Raw genomic sequence first — 20,966 nt, 5'->3', positions numbered from 1 at the left:
GGTTTATCGTTTCATCTCGTTGATGAGGCGGTCGGCATGTCCCCACTTGTCCATCATGAAGAGCACATAGCGGATGTCCACACCGATGCAACGAGCCAAGTGGCTGTCGAAGAAGATGTCGCTGGAGAGCGAGTCCCAGTTGCCATCGAAGGCCAGACCGATGAGGCGGTTCTTGCCGTCGAACATGGGCGAGCCGCTGTTGCCGCCCGTGATGTCGTTGGTGGTGAGGAAACAAAGGTTCATATTGCCGGCACTCTCCATCAGGGGAATCATCTCGGGTTCCACCTTGTAGTCCTCGATGCGGTCGCCGGTCTTCATCTTCTCCACCATGCTGGGTGCAGCCGTGAAGTAGCCGGAGGGCTTGCCACCCAGGTTGTATTCCTTCACCTGTCCATAGCTGAGGCGCATGGTCATGTTGGCGTCGCTATAGTGGGGCAGATCCTGCTCCATGCGGATCTTGGCGTCGCAGAGGTAGCGCTCCTGGATAGCGATGGAATCGTTGATTTTCTGCATGCCCTCGCGCAGCTGGTTCATCATGTCGGTCAACTCAAAGCCAAACCACACGCCGGGATCTTTCATGAACGACTTCTTGTTGGGATAGAGGCGTGCACCCTTCTTCATGAGCTTTGACTCGGCATAGAGGAAGTCGGCATATTTCTGGCAGTCGCCATCAAACTGCTTGTCGATGAGTTCATAGACGGCCGAGAGATACTGCTTCTGCGTCATCTGCTGGCGGAAGTTCTGCAGCAGCGTGCCCAGTATCTCGCAGTCGGTAGCCTGGTCGAAGGTCTCGCTGTTGTCTTTCAGCGTGATGCGCTGGCGCTTGCCTTTGCCCACGGGCGATGCCCCGTTGTGGACGAACATGGCGCGTGTTGACAGCTCGTCGGTGCGGCGGAAGGTCTCCATCCAGTACATATACGCCTCCATCAGTTTGATGCGCTGGCCATACAGCTCTTTCATCTTGTCGAAGTTAAGCTTTCCAGCCAGGAAACCGCTGTTTTTCTGCCATTGTTGCAGCGTCTTCTCAAAGTCGCGCTTCTGCTGTATCAGCTGGATGCTGTCTATGCACTTGTTCATGCCGATAGAGTTCTTCCAGTAGTTGGACGACTGCGCATACTTTGAGTCGTACTTGATACGTACAGCCTCAGAGGCGTCCATATGGCGCTTCATGACCTCCTGTTTGACGCCGCGCACCTGAGCACGAATGGCGTTCTGCACATAGCGCTCTTCGATGCCATAGCTCGACAGGTAGCGGCTGGTGCTGCCGGGATAACCAATAGTCATTGAGAAGTCGCCCTCCTTGTAGCCCTCGTCAGAGATGCGGGCCCAGTGTTCGGGATGATAGGGCACATTATCTTTTGAATAGGCCGCAGGACCATTGGTCTTGGGGTCGGCATAGATGCGGAACACCGAGAAATCGCACGTTTGGCGTGGCCACATCCAGTTGTCGGTTTCGCCGCCAAACTTACCCATAGACTTCGGAATGGTGAAGACCAGACGCAGGTCGGTGAAGTCGCGATAGGTGGTGGCAAAGTAGCGGTTGCCCTCGTAGAAGGGTTTTAATTCAAGGCGCAGCGTAGAGTCCTTGGCTTTGAGCTGTTTAGACATCTCGTTCTCGATGGAATCGAGGAAAATCGAGCGTTCCTTCTCGCTCATGGTGCCCAGTCCCTGCTTCATCAGCTCGTCGGTGACATCCTTCTGGTCAACCATAAATGCCACGAACATATTCTCGTTGGGAAGTTCTTCTTCGAACGACTTGGCGCAGAAGCCATTCAGCATATAGTCGTGCTCAACGGTGGAGTGCGAGCGGATGGCTTCGAAGCCGCAGTGGTGGTTGGTGAACACCAAGCCATCGGGGCTCACCACCACGCCCGAGCAGTAGCCCGAGAAGCAGACCACCGACTTCATGATGGCGTCGTCGGCCTTGTAGAGTTGATCGTAGGGGAGCTGGTAACCATAGCCTTGCATTTGTTCATAGACGGCCTGGGGCAGATCGTAGAGAGTCCACATGCCTTCGTCGGCCTTTGCTCCAAGGGCGACCAGCATGGTGAGGAATGAGAATAATAGTTTTTTCATTGTTGTTGTTTAAATAACTTGTGTGTGTTTTTTATATTATTTCTTGAAGTATTTGCCAACGACGGGAAGACCGGCCAGGGGCAGGTCGCGCTTCACGATGAGTGCCACAAACAGCAGGATGAGCAGCGCGTTGAACAACAGCGAGCCTAAGAGTGGCCAACTGCTGGTGCTGCGCATGAATACGAAGAGTATCATTGCGGCACCGACGTAGAGGGCGATGTCTTTCAGTGGATAGTTGATCTTATAATAGTGCTGACCGATGAAGTACGACAGCAACATCGATGCTGCATAGGCCACAAAGCCGGCCCATGCGCAAGCTATATAGCTGAAGCGGGGAATAAACAGTATGTCGATACTGATCAGTATCAGTGCACCAAAGCCCGAGAAATAGGCACCCCAGATGGTGCGGTCGGTCAGTTTATACCAGAACGACAGGTTGAAGAACACGCCAAACATAATCTCGGCGGCCATCACGATGGGCACCACCTTCAGACCCTCCCAGTAGCTCTCGCCGATGATGTACTTCAGTACGTCGATGAAACCCATGACGCAAAGGAAGGCCAGCAGCGTGAATATCACGTAGAACTTCATGGCCTGGGCATAGGTCTCGCGGTTGTCTTTGTCCTTAGACTTGCCAAAGACAAAGGGCTCGTAGGCAAAGCGGAAGGCCTGGGTAATCATGACCATGATCATGGCTATCTTGATGCAGGCACCATAGATGCCTAGCTGTGCACGCGCCTCCTCGACGGAACCGTCGTAGAGATAGGGGAACAGAATCTGTGAGGCGGCCTGGTTGAGCTGTCCTGCCACACCCATGATGAGCAGTGGCCATGTGTAGCTGAGCATACGCCGACATGCTGCACCGTCGAAGCCAAAGCGGAAGCCGCGCAACTCTTTCCAAAGCAGCAGCAGCGAACAGAGCGTGCAAACCAGGTTGATGTAGAACACAAAGGCCACGTCGAGCGTGAACTGTTCGTCGTAGATGCCGAAAGGATTCAGCTTCAGGGCCGGCAGAATGATCAGGTATAGCAGGTTGAGCGAGATGTTCAGCAGGATGTTGATGATCTTCAGCGCCGCAAACTTCACGGGTTTGTGCTGATAGCGCAGGTAGGCAAAGGGCACCGCCATAAAGGCATCGATGGCCACGGTGACGTACATCACTGCTACATACTCCGGATGGTCGGCATAGCCCACAGCACTGGCTATGGGGTCAAGCAGCAACAGCACCAGCACGATGGACAGCAGCGAGGTGGTGGCCAGCATGCGCAGGGTGGTGGAATAGATGCGTTCCGGCTGCTCGCCCTCGCGGTTCATAAAGCGGAAGAAGGTGGTCTCCATGCCAAAGGTGAGCAGGATGATGAGTATGGACACGTAGGCATAGACGTTGGTGATGACGCCATACTCGCCGCCCGAGGCCGCAAAGCGTGCGGTCTGGATGGGCACTAACAGGTAATTAATAAAGCGGGCAACAATGCTCGAAAGGCCATAGATGGCCGTGTCTTTTACTAGTGATTTAAGATTTGCCATGGGTTTTCTTTTATCCAAAGAACATGTATGCTATCAAGATGGCGGCGATGATGCCGGCAAGGTCGGCCAGCAGGCCGCAGGCTACGGCATGACGCGTATAGCGGATGCCCACCGAACCGAAGTAAACGGCCAGGATATAGAACGTGGTGTCTGTGGAACCTTGGAACACACACGACAGGCGGCCTACGAACGAGTCGGCACCATAGGTGGTCATGGCGTCAATCATCATGCCACGGGCACCACTGCCGCTGAGCGGTTTCATCAGGGCAGTAGGCAAGGCGCCTACAAACTGGGCGTCGATGCCCATCGACTCAATGCCGTAGCGGATGCCGTCTATCAGGAAGTCCATGGCTCCCGAGGCGCGAAAAACGCCGATTCCAACGAGGATGGCTACCAGATAGGGGATGATGCGCACGGCTGTGGTGAAGCCATCTTTGGCGCCTTCCACAAAGGCATCATAGACATTGATTTTCTTCAGCAGTCCTGCAGTGATGAAGCAGATGATGATACTCATCAGGATGATGTTGGCTGCCGAGGTGCTCACCAGGTTCATCTGTGAACTGTCCAACTGGTTGAAGCCCCAGATAATGGCCGACACCAGCAGACAGGCACCGCCTAATGTGGCCAGTACGGGCACGTTGAAAAGGTTGATGCGCTGGAAAAGAGACGTGATCAGTACGCCCATCATCGTGGAAAAGAAGGTGGCCAGAAGGATGGGAATAAAGATATCGGTGGGTTGGGCAGCGCCCATCTGTGCACGGTAAACCAAGATGCTGACGGGTATCAGCGTCAGTCCGCTGGTGTTCAGCACCAGGAACATAATCATGGGGTTAGAAGCCGTGTCTTTCTTCGGGTTGATCTCCTGCAGTTGCTCCATGGCCTTCAGACCTAAGGGCGTGGCCGCATTGTCCAGTCCCAGCATGTTAGCAGCGATGTTCATGAAGATGCTGCCCGTCACGGGATGACCTTTTGGCACATCCGGAAACAGCTTTACAAACACAGGACTCAGCAGGCGCGCCAGCACGTTGACCACACCACCGCGCTCACCTATCTTCATCACGCCCAACCACAGGGACAACACGCCTGTCAATCCGAGTGAAATCTCAAACGCCGTCTTCGAAGATGAAAACGTAGAGTCCATCATGTCTGGGAAGACATCGAAATCTCCCAGGAATATCAATCGCACCAATGCAACCACAAAGGCGATGATAAAGAATGCAATCCAAATATAATTCAGTACCATACAAAATGCAAAGGTAGTGTAAAATATTGGAATATGCAAAAGAAATGATAAGTTAAGCTATGTTAATAATGTACGCCTGCGTACATAATTATAGATAAAAAGAGAAATGTAATGATTGTCAACTGAAAAAAAATATATAATTTTGCATCCGAATTGGTAATGGTATATAATTTTAGAAGATTTATGATGAACGGAAAATCTATTTTCAGTTTTGTTTTATTATCGTTGGTTTTTACCTCTTGCGAGAGGGATTTATTCGACTTAGAGAAGTATAGACAAACCGTGGCTGCCGCATTCCCAGTGATGAATGTGGACCCAGAACATACATGGACAACTATCGGTACGGCCAGCGTGGAACTCGGTGTGAACATGGGTACTGGCGAGACGTACGACGTGAGAATTTACGATGAGAACCCTATCGGTAACCCAGACTCACTCACCTTGCTGGCACAGGGTACCGTCAACGACGGTGAGACTCTTTCCACCGTGCTCAGCTATACATTGGATAAGAACTATGTCTTTGTGGCCTTGTTCGACAAAGACCGCTATATGAGCGTCTATCCCTTCGGCATCACCGACGGTAAGATAGAGGGCGTCATCAGTGATGAGCCTACTGAGGAATCGCGAAAGATGGCTCCTCAGCGTCAAAAGGCGCATAACGTCAACTTCCCCGACGCACCCAGCGCATCGCTTTTCGCTACCTCTATTCCAAATGGCGCAAAGACGGTTGACAGGTACTATGAGACACAGAGCGGTAACTACTATGTGAGAACCAGTGATACACAGGTGAACGTGTGGAACGGTAACTGTAATTTGTATTTCGGAGCAGGTACTTACAATGTGAAGCTCACGGGTGTTAACAACAATACAAATATCTACTTGCTGTCTGGTGCAGTGGTCACGATGGATGTTGGTATGAAATATGGCAATGTCAATGTCTATGTGGCTCAGGGTGCTACGTTGACGAGCAGTATTAATACCAATGTGCATATCTATAACAGGGGTACTATGAATGTTTCTGTCCTGACCCTCTATAGTTCGTATAATCCATGGTGGAATGATCCTAATGCTTCTGATGGAACCTTGTATAATGAAGGAACCGTGAGGGTTTCTGGCACTATCAATGTCAATAGCCATTCTCAGTTGGTCAATGCCGGCACAATCACCGCCGCTGCGATTAATGTGGCAGAGACTGGTCAGATCCTGAACAAGGGCACCATGACCGTGAGTGGTCATCTGGGCGTAGAGAACACCGAATCGCTCTTTATCAACGAGGGCACCTGTACAGCAGGAACTGTCGGTGTGGCTGGCAGTGCCGACCTCTACAACGACGGTAATATGACCGTCACGGGCGAGACCACCGTCAGCAGTAACCAGGCTACCTGGCACAACGACGGTACCTATACAACTCAGAAGTTTACCTACACAGCCGGTAGTACCGACGTGATCAACAACTGTAAGATGATTGTCACCGACCGTTTCTACATCGGTTTGGGTGATACCGATCGCAACAGCTTCCAGCTGAATGGTGGCGCTTCTGTGGTCACAAAGGACTTTGAATTCTCTGGTCCTGGCTTCATCAAGATGGGTTCAGGCTCGCTGTTCCATGTCACTGGCAAGGCTTATATGGCCATTACCAAGGATGTCTATGGCATCTACGGTCCCACCCGAGGCGGCTATGCCGTGTTCCAGGCCAAAGAGATAACCCGTCGTAGCAATATCAATCCTCGTCAGGGCTTTGTAGCTAACTATTTCAACCGTGTCTATGTGGCCACCGACAAGCACTTCAACTTCGGCTATAGCGACAAGAGCGACGAACAGATTGCCAATGGCGAAATAGGCAACCAGCCCTTCTACCGCCTGGACAGCAGATCGGGTGCTAAGATGTCATCGTATAATGGTGCCGATGTGAAGATTGAGGCCGGCCAGTGCTCGCCTGGCTATGGCGGTCAGCCTCAGGAGGAAGAGCCTCAGGCAGGTCCTCTGGGATTCCGCTATTGTTTCGAGGATAACTTCCCGCAGTTGGGTGACTACGACTTCAACGACGTCGTGCTCACCGTCACACCTACCGTCAATGGCAAGAACGTCACACTGAAGGTGACCCTCGATGCCGTGGGTGCTACCAAGCAGTTGGCTGCAGCCATCCGCGTGGTTGGCCTGAAAGACAGTGATATTAAGAGTTGTGTGCGTACGGGAAACCTCGACTCCAACTATCCTAACACCTCACGTGTCATCATCAATGGCATGGGCGAGAACGGACTGGTCAGCAACAGTGCCAAGAACAACACCACCGATGTGGTGATCGGACTCTTCAACAATGCCCACTGGTCTATTGGTCGTACCATCGCCAATATCGGTTCAGTGCAGAACTGGTTCTATAACACCGTCAACCCCACCAGTGGCTATGCCGGCAAGAAGAATGGTGTGACACCTGCCGAGGTGACTTTCACCTTCGAGCTGAACAGTGCTGAGGCTGCCGCTCATTTCTCTGAGAAGGATCTCGATGTGTTCATCCTCGAGCCCTATAACTCGGCCTATTGGGAGGTGCACACCGTGCCTTACAAGACTGACGAGGTGATGAGAGACTATGCCACCAACAGAAAGAAAGAGCTCTATGGCGACAACTTCCCATGGGCCATCTGCGTACCGGGCAACTTCAAGTATCCTTATGAGTGGACCACCATTGGTAACGACAAGAGTGGTGAGGTGATTGGTGCCTACAGAACGCCAGGCCACTCCTTCGTAGAGTGGGCCCGCGATCAGAAGCAAGCCACCGACTGGTATAAATATCCTACCACGGAGGATGTCTATAAATAATAAGAGGTCAGATTGCTGTTAAGGCAAATATTCCAGACTGCCGCCCCTTACAATGTCTTCATGCTGAATGCTGTTGCGTTGTAAGGGGTGGTTGTTTAATGTGGGGTTGCCACCGCTTTTTCCCGATGAAATCGTGAATATTTGTCCGTTGCTCTGGTTCAGCGTGATATGTTCGAAGGCTGGTGCACCCACCACATATTCCGTGGTGGCCGGACAAACAGGATAGAAGCCCATCATGGCAAACACCTGCCATGCAGACATCTGTCCGGCATCGTCGTTGCCGCTCAGTCCGCCAGGTGTGTTGTTGTATTCAGTCTTCAGGATATGGCTCACCTGTTGGTACGTCTTCTCGCGTTCACCCGCCATGGCATAGAGCCACGCCACCTGATGACATGGCTCGTTGCCATGCCAGTAGCGCCCTTCGCTGAACATCGAGTCGAGCTTAGCCACAAAAGCCTGGCGCCCACCCATCAGTTGTATTAGTCCAGGCATGTTCTGTGGCACGTACCACGTGTAGTGGCAAGTGGCGCCCTCGGTGATGTACTGCTTGCGATGAGTCAGGTCGCTGTTGTTCTCCCAGCGGCCATCGGCATGGCGCCCGTCGGCATAGCCCGTCAGCGGATTGATCACGTTGCGCCAGTTCTCGCTGCGTGCCATCAGCTTCTGATAGTCGGCCTCATGGCCCAAAGCCTTGGCCATCTGCGCCACGCAGAAGTCGTCATAGGCATATTCCAGGGTGCGCGAGGTCTGTTCATCCGTATGAAAAGCCTCTTCTACATGGTCTTCCATGGGAATATAGCCATATTTCAGGTACGATTTCAGTGCCCTGCGGCCCAGTCCATCCTTGTATTCAGTTTCTGTTTTTGGCCATTCCATCGCATTTTTCCGCATGCCTTCGTAGGCTTTCGTCGCGTCGAAATTCCTGATACCCTTGAGGTAGGCGTCTGCCAGCACCGATGCGCAGTGGTCGCCAATCATCGCCGCCGTATAGCTGTTCCAGCACGGGAAGATGGGCAGCCAGCCGCCCTCTTCGTACATGTCCACCAGCGACTGCATCATGTCGGCCGAGCGCTGTGGGTCTATCAGGTTCAGCAGCGGGTGCACGGCCCTGTAGGTGTCCCACATGGAGAAGTCGCCATAGTGCGTTCTGCCATTCCCTTTTTGATTTGTTGTTCCCGCAAAGGTGGGATATGTTCCATCCACATCGCTCATCTCGCGCGGCAGGAACGAGGTCCGATACAGCGCACCGTAAAACTGGCTCACTTTGTTTTCATCGCTGTCGCTCACGTCGATGGTGTGCATCCGTTCGTTCCATAGCTTGATGTTTGCCTCCATCATTTCCTCAAACGATAGCTGTTCGTTCAGGTTCCTTTCTGCCCCTTCTCTTCCAGTAAACGAGGTGGCCAACCGGAACTCCATGGGGCGCCCCTTTTGGCCGTTGAAGGTGAGGCAAATACCCTGATGAAATGACGAAAAAGCGGCCATTTCATCGCTGTAGGTCATCCTCAAATATCCGCTAAAGCCTGCCCGTTCGCCCCATCCCTGATAGATGCGGTGCACGGGGTTGCATGCCTCTACCGACTGACTCGTGCTGTCGTGGCCTATCCATCCCTCGTTCTCATCGCTATTGGTGCTCACCACGATGTGCACAGGACCATCTTCCGATGGTGTGACGCGCATGATGGCGCTGTGGCTCAGTGCCGTCATCTCGATGGTCAGTCGCTCGTCGGGCAGATATACCTTATAATAATAAGGGTGCGACACCTCGTCAGCATGCGAGAAGCGTGTGGCCCGTTGCGCTGCCGTAAGGCGTGCTTTGCCGCTCAGGGCTGCCACCGTAAACGACCCGTAGTCCTGCGTGCAGCCACCCACCAGCCAGTGACTGGCCCGTATGCCCTGAAATAGTGAGTCGGTATAGTAATAAGGCGCCACACATTTTTTTTCCGTGTCGCGCGTCTGTGGTGTCCAGAACGTCTGGCCGTGAGGCACCAGCACGGCGGGCAACGTCTGTCCGTGTTCCTCGGATCCTTTTCCAAACAAGCCTGCCGACTGTGTGTTGGCGGGTGCAGTGCCCACCATCGTGTTCAGGGCGGCCAGTTGTTTGACGTGGCTCAGCATGTGGATGCGCTGGTGCATGTAGGTCTTTACATCCTCCCATCGGTAACTGTCGCCAACCGATAAAATGGGCAGTTTTTGATGTTTTTCGTTGTGTAGCAGCTGCACCAGCACCTGGCCTTCCGCATTTCGGGCAAAGACCATCTGCAGGTTGGCCGCCATCGGCACGATGTCCTCCATGCCGCTGCCGGGTAATGACAACTGCAGCAGTGTCAACAGGCGGAACAGGGCCGTGTCGTGGCCGAAGCGCAGCGAGGCCCCATGGCCGCCACTGGCTATCATGGCGTCGGCCTCCTGCTCGATGTTTTCCCATAGGGGGATGCTCGAACGGGCAGGGATGCCATCGTTCAGGGGTGTCTGTCCGTTGATCATCGTCATTCGTTCGTCGTTTGCCTGGTGCACAGCCAGCATCTCCTCCTCGGTGAAAAGGTCCCAAAACTGCAGTCTCATCGGGATGTCTTGCATGTCGGCAGCGATGGTGTGCAGCTCAGACAGCAGGCGCCTCTCGGTCGTGGGGTCGGCCAGTGGCGACTTGAACAGACGACTGATGAAGCGCTCTGTTGAGATGTTGAGCTGACTCTTGGTTTTTTGCGACAGCGCTTTCAGCTCGTCAGACTCGTAGTTGATATACGCCATGAAGCGTGCATCTGTCTCGGGGCGGATGTCCTTGTTGGGCAGTTGGCTGCAGAAAGCCAGCATCGACGCCCTGCAGCGCGTCACCGTGCTCGAACGTGCCTGCAGCATGGCCCCTTTAGCAAAGACCAGTGGGTAGTTTCTCGCCATTCGCTGAGCTATCTGTCGGTGCTGCCTGGCGCCCAGTGGTGTCAGTTGGCCCGCGTTTCCTTTGGCGTTCTTCCATACCCGTAGCAAGCGCTTCTTGACATCGCGGCCCATCGGCGTCAGCCTGTCATCGTCTGCAAACTGCTGCAGCACCCACGTGTAGCGCTGCTCGTCGGGCAACCATCGCGAACCGTGGCGGCCGTAGTGCGAGATATAAAAAACGTCGAATCCATCGGGAAAGGTGCATTTCTCTGCCACTGTCACGGGGTAGGCATAATACACGCCGCCCGTCTGTTCGGGCGACAGCGCTTGCGCCAGGTTTGTCAGTGCCCATAGCAGGCACGTTGTTAGGATGCTTAGTCTTCTCATTGCTATCTGATTGTCCAGTCAATACCAAGTGGGTTGTGTCTCATCTCCAGCACCAGCGGCAGTGTCTCGTTCTTCACGATCCACATCTCCGTGGCGTCGATGTCGGCCTTCACGTGCACCACGTCGGGCGTTTCATCTACCTTGCGCCAAGTGATGGCGTCGTAAACGAAGGCGCCCTTTGTCCTTAGCTCGGCATAGGCCTTTTGCGAAATGAAGGCGAAGGTGCCCTTGACGGCGTGGTAGGTGGTGCCGTCTTGCTGCGGGGTGAGCCAGCAGAAGGTGGTGGCTTGCTCTACCTCCTGGCGCGGGATGTGGTAGGTGGTCTGCTTGCAGGTGAGCACCAGCGTGTCGGCGCGCCAGCTGTAGGCCAGGGGCCAGCTGCGGTACTGGCGGTTCAGGGTGAAGGCGATATGGGCGCTGGGGGAGGCGGGAGTGCCAGCCGAAACGGCTGGCCTACGGAGAAGGGCTGCGGGGGCAGCGGGCCCGGGCTTCGAGAGGGCAACGCCGGGGGCGGAAAGGGCTTGGCCTGGCTCGGAGAGAGCGGGCTCGGGCTTCGAGGCTGCGGGAGCAGGGGCGGCGGTGAAATGGAGCTTGCCGCCTTTTAGGAGGTCTTGGTGGGTGATGCGGGCGGCGGGGAGCGGGCGGCCGTTCCAGGTGACGGCGGCGAAGTGGGGGCCGTCGCCCGTTCTTTCTACCTCCAGCTGCTGGCCGTTGGGCAGGGTGAAGCAGTAGTGGGGCAGTAGCGGGAGGTTGAGCAGGTAGGTGTCGGTGCCTGCCAGTGGGTAGAGGCCCATCATGTGGAAGGCCAGCCACGACGACATGGCGCCCGAGTCATCGTTGCCGGGCAGTCCGTCGGGGCTGTCGGTGTAGTGGTCGTTGATGATCTGGTGGATGCGCTGGGTGCTCAGGTCGGGGCGCCCGATCCAGTGATAGAGGCAGGGCGAGAGGAACGAGGGCTCGTTCTGCACGTTGTAATATCCCTTCTGGAAGAACAGGTCCAGGCGCTGTTGGAAAGCCTCCTGACCGCCGCAGGCCTCGATGAGTCCTTCCACGTCGTGCGGGATGCTGAGTGAGTACTCTTCGCTGGTGGCCTCGTAGAAGAACGTGTCCCACCATGGCAGGTACCACGGTGCCACCTTGGTTGTGGGCGTATAGGGGATGGTGGGGTGGAACACCTTGGAGTGGCCCCAGGGTACAGCGTCGAGCCATTGGCCCTGTGCGTCTTTTGGCATGATGAAGCCACGCATGCCGTCGTAGGTATAATCCTTGCGCCACAGGTTCTTCCAGTTGTCAGACCGCTTCAAGTAGCGCTGATATACCTCTGTCTCGCCTAACTGTTGGGCCACCTGGGCTATGCACCAGTCGTTGAAGGCATATTCCACGGTGCGGGTGCCGGCTCGCGGAATGCCATAGGGGATGTATCCCAGCGAGATATATTCGTTCAGTCCGCCGCGCCCGTGCTTCTCGTGGTCGCTGCCGGCATCCACCTCGCCGTCTTTCAGCATGGCCTCCAGCGCCAGCTGGTAGTCAATGCCTTTCAGTCCCTTGGCCAGTGCATCGGCCACGACCACGTCGGCATTCGAGCCGCCCTGTGTCCTGCCATTGCAATCGCCGCTGCGTGCGTCGGGCATATATCCCTCGTGCTTGTAGATGTTGAGCAGCGCGTTGACCATAGCTACCTCGCGCTCGGGGCAAAGCAGCGTGAGCAGAGGCGACGACGTGCGGTAGGTGTCCCAGATGGCGTAGTAGTCATCATAGTAATCACCCTCTTTCCATCGTGGGTTCTCGCCCGTCTTGTCCACCGGCATCAGCATGGTGTGATAGAGCGCTGTGTAGAACATCCGCTTCTGCTGCGCGGTGCCGTCGATGTGCACCTTGGAGAGATACCCCTCCCACGTGGTGCGCAGATGTTGCAGTTGCTGGTCGAACGAGCGCTTGCCCACATTCCGTTGGGCTTGCTGCTGACTGACATAAGAGATGCCTATCTTCACGTTGACCGTGGTATCGTCAAAGCACAGCAGACTGCCTTTGGCTGTGAAGGGCCGGTCGGTCTGTAGCGAGAAATATACCGTGTAGGGGCCGCCATTGTTCCAACCGCCCCGGATGCAGGAGTAGCCCTGCACCTCGCGGTCGCTCACCACGCGGTAGGCCGCCTCCACAAACTGCTGTCGCTCGCGCTGGTTGGGCACAGGGTCTTTGCCCAGGAAGTGGGTCACGTCCAGTAGTAGTGCCCCCTTGGCAGGATAGTGGAAACGATAGTAGGCGCAGCGCTCATCGGTGGTGATCTCCGTGCGGATGCCGTTGTCGAAGGTGGTGGCGTAGTAGCCCAGCGCAAAATGCTCCTCACGGCGTGCCTGCTCCCTGCAGTCACTGTCCGTGAGGCATGGTTGTATCAGGATGTTACCATACTTCTGTCCGCCTCCCGTGCCACTAACGTGCGTCTGCGAGAAGCCCGTCACCTTGGCAGGCATCTCGGCCCATCCCGCATTGGGCAGCACCCCGCAGTCGGGACCTGGTTTCACCATGCCAAAGGGCATGCAGGGGCCAGGGAACGTGCGTCCCACGCCCACGCTGCCGATGCGCGGATCCACATATTGCCAGCACTGGGCCGACAGTTCCGAAAAAAGACTCAGAAGACTTGTAAATAGTAGTATGGTTTTTAGTTTCATAGTGCAAAGATATACATTTTTTCCTTTTGAATGTGCTCCAATTAAAATAAATTGCATATATTTGCAACCGAATAGCAGAGAAAGAATATGAAAGACAGCATTTTGATTTTGAGCGGTGGCGTAGATTCCACCACCATGCTCTACGATTACAAAGACCGTATCGCCATGGCCATCTCGTTTGATTATGGCTCTAATCATAATGCCCGCGAGATACCCTTTGCCCGCATGCACTGCGAGCGACTGGGCATCCGTCATATCACCATCCCCCTGCAGTTTATGGCCACCTATTTCCGCAGTTCGCTGCTGTCGGGCGCTGATGCCATCCCCGAGGGCCACTATGCCGACGAGAACATGAAGTCAACGGTGGTGCCTTTCCGCAACGGCATCATGCTGTCTATCGCTGTGGGCATGGCTGAGAGCAACAACCTGCAGTATGTGATGATGGCCAACCACGGCGGCGATCACACTATCTATCCCGACTGCCGCCCCGAGTTTGTGGATGCTTTCGATGCCACGGCGCAGGCCGGCACGTACAATGGCGTGCGCCTGTTGTCGCCCTATACCAACCTGACCAAGGCACAGATTGCCGCCCGCGGCAAGGAGCTGGGCATCGACTACAGCGAGACGTGGTCGTGCTATCGTGGTGGTGAGCACCACTGTGGTCGTTGTGGCACCTGCGTAGAGCGCCGTGAGGCGTTTGAGCTGGCAGGCATCGACGACCGTACTGTCTATGAAGACTAATCCTACTGCATACCAATAACTACTTTTATACTAACCTTTTAATATTACTACATTATGAAGAAACTATCGTCATTGTTATTGATTCTGGTGGCCGCCCTGTGTTTGACGGCTTGCAGTGACAGTCCCGACAGTCTGGGTGCATCAAAAGCTAAGAAGCTGTTTAAGAAAGAGATGGCGCGTACGCATCGTCTTGAAGGTTTTGCAAATGTTCGCACCGGCTATTACGAGTGCAACGACAACGAGGATCGCTACAAACTGCGCCAGTTGGCTGCCAACGACATCGTGACCTACAAGTGCGACGTGGTGAAAAAGACAGAGCGCGTCAGGAAGAAGCGCCGCGTGCAGGCAGGCTACTATTACAGATATTGGACCACCGAGAGCTACTATGTCAACGAAGAGGTGGACACCTATTTCGTGACCGTCGAGCTGACCGAGAAAGGTCGTGCTCTGCTCTATGAACCCCAGGAAGCCGAACTCGATGAGGACACCAAGGAGCTGAAGCTCGATCAGGAGATAGACCTGAGCAAGTATCCCGAGTACAAGGTGGAAGCTGAGGAGTTTTCAAAGCCTGTAGCACAGGCCGAAGCACCAGCTGTCGTAGAGACCCCCGACACGGTGGCTGAATATGAAGAGAGCGAGGAAGCTTTCCAGCCCGATGAGCCAGCTACAGAGGCCGTTGACTCTAAAGCCAGTGCCTACGACAAGGCTAAAGCCAAGGAAAAGTACGAGGATGTGATGCTTAAAGCCTTTGAGCTGGACGTGATTAAGGCACGCAACGTGTGCAAGACGAGCGACAATACCGCGAAGGCCCAGATCCTGATGGAGTATGAAGACGTGACTCCCGTGGGTCGTGTCATGATGGGCGTGTACGACGGTCAGCGCTTCGTTTCGCCAACACTGCACTACACCTATTTCGAAGACAAGGGCTGGCAACTGGACAGTGACGATTAAGCAGGACTCCTGTCAACATAACAACAGCTCCCATCCTACTGCCTGTCGGCCAGGATGGGAGCTGTTCTTTTTCACAACGGCAGAAACAGCAACTCAAGAGCTAAGCCATGGCGACCTAAGCGTGGAGGTTTAGCGGCGCAAAACGGTCCCTTTGGTGCCTTTCGACTTAAGTCGTGAACTACAGAAACGGCACTTTTAGGTTGAAAAAGTGGCTCTGTTATACCGCTATATGGCCGAGATTGGATTGTTTTTTGTATCAAAAGTTTGGCTATACAGAAAACAATGTTTATCTTTGCAAGCAAGAAACAACTAATCTGCAGATAATTATGAGGAGAATCTTTACACTGTTAACTATGGGATTGCTGGCACTGAACAGCACCGCCCAGACAGAGTTGACACAGACGGAGGCGAAGACCTTGTACAAGACTACAAGCAAGCGCTGGGTCAGTGTGCATGACCCTTCTGTGGTCTGGGAACCTAATTCCAAGCGATATTACATCTTTGGCTCACACCGTGCGCAGGCCTGGACGCAAGACCTGCAGAACTGGACGTGGTTTAGCTCGCCCTGGAAGGTGGGCTCCAATAACAACGCCTCGAATACTGATGCCTTCGTGACACCCAAGGTGACGAAGGTGATGAAGGGCGGTCAGGAGGTGGACTTCCCAGCCTTCAATGCCTATGAGTGGGCGGCAGCCTATCCTGACTGGCGCGACGGCAACGGCAATCCATGGCACATCAACGGCAACATGTGGGCGCCCGACGTGATCTGGAACCCCATCATGCAGAAGTGGTGCCAGTATCTGAGCATCAACGGACCGAAGTGGAACTCGAGCATCATCCTGCTGACGTCTGATAATATCGAGGGACCTTACGAATATCAGGGTCCGGTGGTGATCAGCGGCTTTGGCCTGAACGCCAACACGGACTATAAGAAGACAGACCTGGAACTGGTGCTGGGCACACAGCCGTCGCTGCCCTCACGTTATAACAGTCCTTGGGCCAGCATTACGAAGCCCAGTTTCCCAAACAATATCGACCCCTGTGTGTTCTACGACGAGGAGGGTAAGCTGTGGATGGCCTACGGCTCGTGGTCGGGTGGTATCTTCATTCTGGAGCTGAACGAGCAGACGGGACTGCGCGACTATGACGTGGAGTATGAGAACAGCGACACCAGCGATGCCTACTTCGGCAAGAAGATAGCCGGCGGCTACTACTCGTCGGGCGAGGCACCCTATATAGAATATATCGGTGGCTACTACTATCTGTTTGTGACCTATGGCGAACTGCAGCAGAACGGCGACTACAACATGCGTGTGTATCGCTCGGAGAATCCTGACGGGCCCTATTCCGATCCCGGCAAGCGCTCGCCTATATATTCGAGTTATGTCTTGAACTTCGGCAATAATGCGCCCGCTCGCGGCGAGAAGCTGTTAGGCCCCTACAGTCACTGGGGCTACATGCAGCAGGGAGAGCGCTCGCAAGGTCACAACTCGATCATCGCGGCACCCGACGGACGTACCTATCTGGTGTATCACACGCGCTTCTGCAATGACAACAAAGATGGTGACGAGGGCCATCAGGTGCGCGTGCACCAGGTGTTCCAGACGCAGGACGGTTGGCTTGTGGCTGCTCCCTTCGAGTATAATGGCGAGCAAACCACCGACCAGGATATTGCCACCAAACAGCCCTTCACACAGGAGGAGATGGTGGGCACCTACAATCTGCTGATGCATAAGTTCGCAAACAACCGCACACAGCTGGAACAGGTGGAGCCTGTGACGGTGAACCTGAATGCCGACAGCACCGTGACGGGTAAGTACACGGGCACGTGGCGCATGACAGAGGGTACGAGCTATATCACGCTGACGCTGAACAAGATAGAGTATCAGGGTGTGGTCGTCGAAGAGACTATGGACAACCAGTCGCTGCATGCGCTGGCCATCACGGCCTGTGGCACGACGGGTGCAAACATCTGGGCCTATAAGCTGATGCCTAAGTACGAGCTGGCATGGATGCTGAACAACATGACGGTGCCCGTGAAGCAGAACCAATACGTCAGCAAGGATGTGTATCTGCACAACATCGGTTGCACCTCGCCCAACTCGGTGCTGAGTTGGCAGAGCGAACAGCCCGAGGTGATCTCGGAATATGGAAAGTATAACCCCAGCGGACTGACGCAAGACACGCCGCTGACACTCACGGCACGCCTGGATGTGGCCAACTACTTCTGGACGCAGAACTACAAGGTGTATGCCAACAAGGAGAGCATTCCCACTGCCAACTGGCAGGGCAGCATGCTGGCACACTATGGCTTCGACCATTCGCAGCTCAGCAACTCGTTTGACGCCACGCAGGAGGCCACGCTGGGCAAGAACGGCAGTGGCACCAAGCCCGCACTGGAAGACGGCGACCCGATGCGCACCGGGCGCGTGGTACACACCTTCCCATCGGTGAACAAGAGCGAGAGCTACGTGGCTGTGCCCAACCCGCTCTATGGCAAGAACCTGGAGAATGGTGCTGCCATCTCGGTGTGGGTGAATCGCAGCAACAGCAACCTCTATGGCACACTGCTGGGCGCCATCGACGGTGCGGCACGCCTGTTCTTCACGGGTAATGCCTATCTGGGCTACAACGATGGCAAGACAGAGGATGCCGGCAGTGAGGTGTGGAACAACTGGTTGGACCTGAACCACCCCGATGCCATCGAGAGCAAGTGGCTGTCGGAGAACAAATGGCAACTCGTGACGCTGAGCTTCGCCAAGGATGGCATCAAGCTCTATGTCTCGGGCGGTCAGAAGACGTTCAGCACCGCTAATGGCAAACTGAAGGGTGTGGCCATCAACAAGGTGGCAGACTTCGACTATAGTCTCGTGCTGGATCACCTGTCGGCCTGCCAGTATCTGTATCTGGGCAATGGTGGCTTCTGGGGCTCGGCCGATGCGCGCTACGACGACCTCATCGTGTACGACCGTTCGCTGTCGTTTGCCGAGGCACTGGCGCTGAACACGATGGAAAACCGCGTGTTTGACTTCTGGACGCTGAACCCCACCGGCATTGCCGACATGACACAGCAGCCCGCCCAACAGGCCACCACCGTCTATGACCTGCAAGGCCGAGCCATAAAAAATGGCAAATCGCTGGATAGCAATTTGCCACGAGGTCTGTATATTATCAACGGACGTAAGGTCGTCGTGAAGTGATGCTTACAGCACGTACTTACGACCGTTCTGCACGATAATACCTTTTTGTTTAGTATTTACGGCACGCCCCGACAAGTCATAACGTCTTGTTGGGGCGATTGTTTTTACCGCAGGACGGATGCCTGTGGTCTGCTTTGACACGAAGTTGACGGTGTTGAGGCTCATGGCCTTGTTCTCCAACTGGTCGGCAGCTACCATGGGCACGTAGAGTTCGAGGCTAGACTTCAGCATCTTGCCGGCAGTCAACTGCTCGACCTCTTCAGGACAGAAGGCTGAACGCCAGAAGAACAGTTCGCTGAACTGACGTGATACCTGACTGGTAGAGTCGCCCACGATGGCAGCAAACTGTGTGTTGATGCGCTCTGTGGCCTCAACCGATTTGTTGTCCACATAGAGCAGCACACGGCGCTGGGCATAGTAGTGGGTCAGCGTGATGGTGTGCCACTGGTCGTCGTTGATGGATGCGTCGGCTGTCATCTGGTCGCCATACATGCTGGTGTAAACCACCTTACCCTCGTCGTTGACCGTCAGGTTGCCCTCGCGGCTGCCGCGGGTGGCTTTCAGCGTGAGCAGACGACCGGCTTTGCCGCCTTTCACGCGCAGACTGATGGTGAAGGGATGCACGGTGCCTTCGCCCTGGAAGCTAACCACGTCGCCCTGGCCCAGCTGCATGGCAGCGGTGGTGTTGCGCACGGGCTGTGACTTGCCGCTGGCGATGGCATCAAAGAGTGATGGTGTCATGGCATAGAGAAACTCCTGGTGACCGGCGGTGGTGGGGTGGTAGTCGTCGTCCTTATAGCCAGTGGCCCAGTGGCCTTTGCCATCGTCGATGGCTCCCAGCGTGTTGACAGAAGACACGTCCCAGCTGTGGATGAGCAGGTTCATCTGTTTGATATAGCTGTAGTCCTGGTCGGTATAGTCGGCGCGGGTGTAGTTGTTCATCACCACGGGGATCTTGCCGTCGGCCTTGATCTTGCGGATGAGCAACTGCATGTTGTTGGCAAACTGATTGAAGATCTTCTGCTGGTCGGCAGCACCATGGATGCCCTCGTTACCCATCGACAGACCGATGATGACGTAGCGGGCATGGTCGCGGGTCATCTCGGCATAGCGGTTGAGCAGGTCGTTGGTGGTGTTGCCGCCAATGGCGATGCCCGATACGTAGAAGGGTGTCTGGCTGTCGTTGCTGTTGAAGCGACTCTTCAGCTGTTCGCCATAGAGGTAGGCATAGCCTTTGTTGTTCGAGGCACCCGTGCCGTTGCACACCGACGAGCCGAAGGCTGAGATGCGGTTGGCATCGACGGGGGCGGTGAAGCTCCATGCCTTGTTCTTCATGTCGAAGCGCACGGTGTAGGTGCCGCCATTGATGCGGATATTGTTGGACTTGTAAGAAGGCTCGTCAGCCTCGAAATAAACATACTTGTCGCTGAACAGGAACACGCGTGAGTCGTCGAGGGTGACCTCCGACTGCCACACCTGGTCTTCAACCTGTTCCAAGAGAATGGGGGACGTGACGATGTTTCCTTTCAGATACAGTTTGGTCTGGGCATAGCCCACTAGTGAAACGAGTAGCAGGAGTGCTACTAAAGCTTTTTTCATCATTTGTGTTTAGAATTTTAGTTATTATTACTTACTTACTATACTGTATGTGGGGATAGAAGCTGTCTAGAGCAAGTCCAGACAGCGTTCTATGTAGATGCCGCACATGCGGTCTTCAACATCGCGGTTGCGATAGATCATCTCGCGAACCACATCCATGGCCTGGCGGGTGCTGGCCGAGAGTGACTCGCCTTTCATCATGTGGCCGATCAGCACGGCCGAGAAGATGTCGCCGGTGCCATGAAACAGGCCGGGAATCTCGTTGTACTCGTGAAGGAAGTACTTGCCTGTGGCGGCATCGTAGCCCGCCACCTGGTTCTTGTCGTCGATGATGCAACTGGTGATGAGGGCTGAATGGGCGCCCAAAGCCACCAGGCGGTCGAGCAGTTGACAGGCCTCGCGGCGCGTCAGACCTTCCTCCCGGAACGGCACGCCAGCCAGATAGCAAGCCTCGGTGTAGTTGGGGAAGATGACGTGGGCCACGCTGACCATCTCGCGCATCAGCTCTACCTGTTGTTGACCGATGCCGTGGTAGAGGCTGCCGCCGTCGCCCATCACGGGATCTACAAACACGGTGCAGCCCGTCTTGGCCTGTTCGCGACAGAAGTCGGCCACCAGGCGGGCCTGCTCCTCGCTGAACATCAGTCCGGTGCAGATGGCATCAAAACGAAAGCCCAGACGTTTCCACACGGGAAGCGTCTGGCGCATATATTCTGTTGTGTCAAGTTGTGCGAAGTCGCCATAGTTCAAGGTGTTTGATACTAAGGCAGTGGGAAGGTTGAAAGCGGGGATACCCATATAGTTAAGGATGGGGAGCATGGCTGCCATGCCTACCTTTCCATAACCGGCGATATCGTTGACCAGAAGAACTTGTTTCAT

Annotated in this window: 11 protein-coding genes; 4 read left to right on the top strand and 7 right to left on the bottom strand. The window is 54.9% G+C overall.

Annotated features, from left to right (window positions below):
• Positions 1-3 precede the first annotated feature (3 nt).
• From T433_RS0100500 to T433_RS0100490, 3 genes are read right to left on the bottom strand one after another with little or no spacing between them, the layout of a single operon-like run.
• Positions 4-2,076: a S46 family peptidase gene (locus tag T433_RS0100500; RefSeq protein WP_027454427.1), complete on the bottom strand. Its 2,073-nt coding sequence runs from the start codon at positions 2,074-2,076 to the stop codon at positions 4-6.
• A gap of 36 nt (positions 2,077-2,112) precedes the next feature.
• A complete protein-coding gene (locus T433_RS0100495) occupies positions 2,113-3,603 on the bottom strand; it encodes an oligosaccharide flippase family protein (RefSeq protein WP_027454426.1) in 1,491 nt (496 codons plus the stop codon).
• A 10-nt stretch (positions 3,604-3,613) separates the two neighbouring features.
• Positions 3,614-4,846: a nucleoside recognition domain-containing protein gene (locus T433_RS0100490; RefSeq protein WP_027450738.1), complete on the bottom strand. Its 1,233-nt coding sequence runs from the start codon at positions 4,844-4,846 to the stop codon at positions 3,614-3,616.
• Between the two features lie 282 nt (positions 4,847-5,128).
• On the opposite strand from T433_RS0100490, the gene T433_RS0100485 reads away from it, so the two are divergent.
• Complete coding sequence (locus T433_RS0100485) at positions 5,129-7,663, top strand: LruC domain-containing protein (RefSeq protein WP_027454425.1); 2,535 nt, start codon at positions 5,129-5,131, stop codon at positions 7,661-7,663.
• Between the two features lie 18 nt (positions 7,664-7,681).
• Here the strand turns inward: T433_RS0100485 and T433_RS14185 are convergent, their stop codons facing one another.
• Together T433_RS14185 and T433_RS0100475 are read right to left on the bottom strand one after the other, a co-directional pair.
• Positions 7,682-10,927, bottom strand: a complete 3,246-nt coding sequence (locus T433_RS14185) for a GH92 family glycosyl hydrolase (RefSeq protein ID WP_044108888.1) — start codon at positions 10,925-10,927, stop codon at positions 7,682-7,684.
• 2 nt (positions 10,928-10,929) lie between these two features.
• Complete coding sequence (locus tag T433_RS0100475) at positions 10,930-13,596, bottom strand: GH92 family glycosyl hydrolase (protein ID WP_027454424.1); 2,667 nt, start codon at positions 13,594-13,596, stop codon at positions 10,930-10,932.
• A gap of 87 nt (positions 13,597-13,683) precedes the next feature.
• Between T433_RS0100475 and queC the strand changes: the two genes are divergently transcribed.
• From queC to T433_RS0100460, 3 genes are all read left to right on the top strand, one after another.
• Positions 13,684-14,337 (top strand): 7-cyano-7-deazaguanine synthase QueC, encoded by a 654-nt coding sequence (gene queC, locus T433_RS0100470; RefSeq protein ID WP_027450734.1) that lies wholly within the window; start codon positions 13,684-13,686, stop codon positions 14,335-14,337.
• Between the two features lie 54 nt (positions 14,338-14,391).
• A complete protein-coding gene (locus tag T433_RS0100465; RefSeq protein WP_027454423.1) occupies positions 14,392-15,288 on the top strand; it encodes a hypothetical protein in 897 nt (298 codons plus the stop codon).
• A gap of 326 nt (positions 15,289-15,614) precedes the next feature.
• On the top strand, positions 15,615-18,488 hold the full coding sequence (locus tag T433_RS0100460; RefSeq protein WP_027454422.1) for a family 43 glycosylhydrolase: 2,874 nt from the start codon (positions 15,615-15,617) through the stop codon (positions 18,486-18,488).
• A gap of 3 nt (positions 18,489-18,491) precedes the next feature.
• Here the strand turns inward: T433_RS0100460 and T433_RS14180 are convergent, their stop codons facing one another.
• On the bottom strand, positions 18,492-20,090 hold the full coding sequence (locus T433_RS14180) for an SGNH/GDSL hydrolase family protein (RefSeq protein ID WP_081778276.1): 1,599 nt from the start codon (positions 20,088-20,090) through the stop codon (positions 18,492-18,494).
• A gap of 63 nt (positions 20,091-20,153) precedes the next feature.
• Positions 20,154-20,966 (bottom strand): bifunctional hydroxymethylpyrimidine kinase/phosphomethylpyrimidine kinase, encoded by an 813-nt coding sequence (locus T433_RS0100450; protein WP_027450731.1) that lies wholly within the window; start codon positions 20,964-20,966, stop codon positions 20,154-20,156.

It is taken from the genome of Xylanibacter brevis ATCC 19188 (assembly GCF_000621725.1).
In the GTDB taxonomy this organism is placed as follows: domain Bacteria; phylum Bacteroidota; class Bacteroidia; order Bacteroidales; family Bacteroidaceae; genus Prevotella; species Prevotella brevis.
This window is presented reverse-complemented; position numbering and strand designations above follow the sequence as displayed.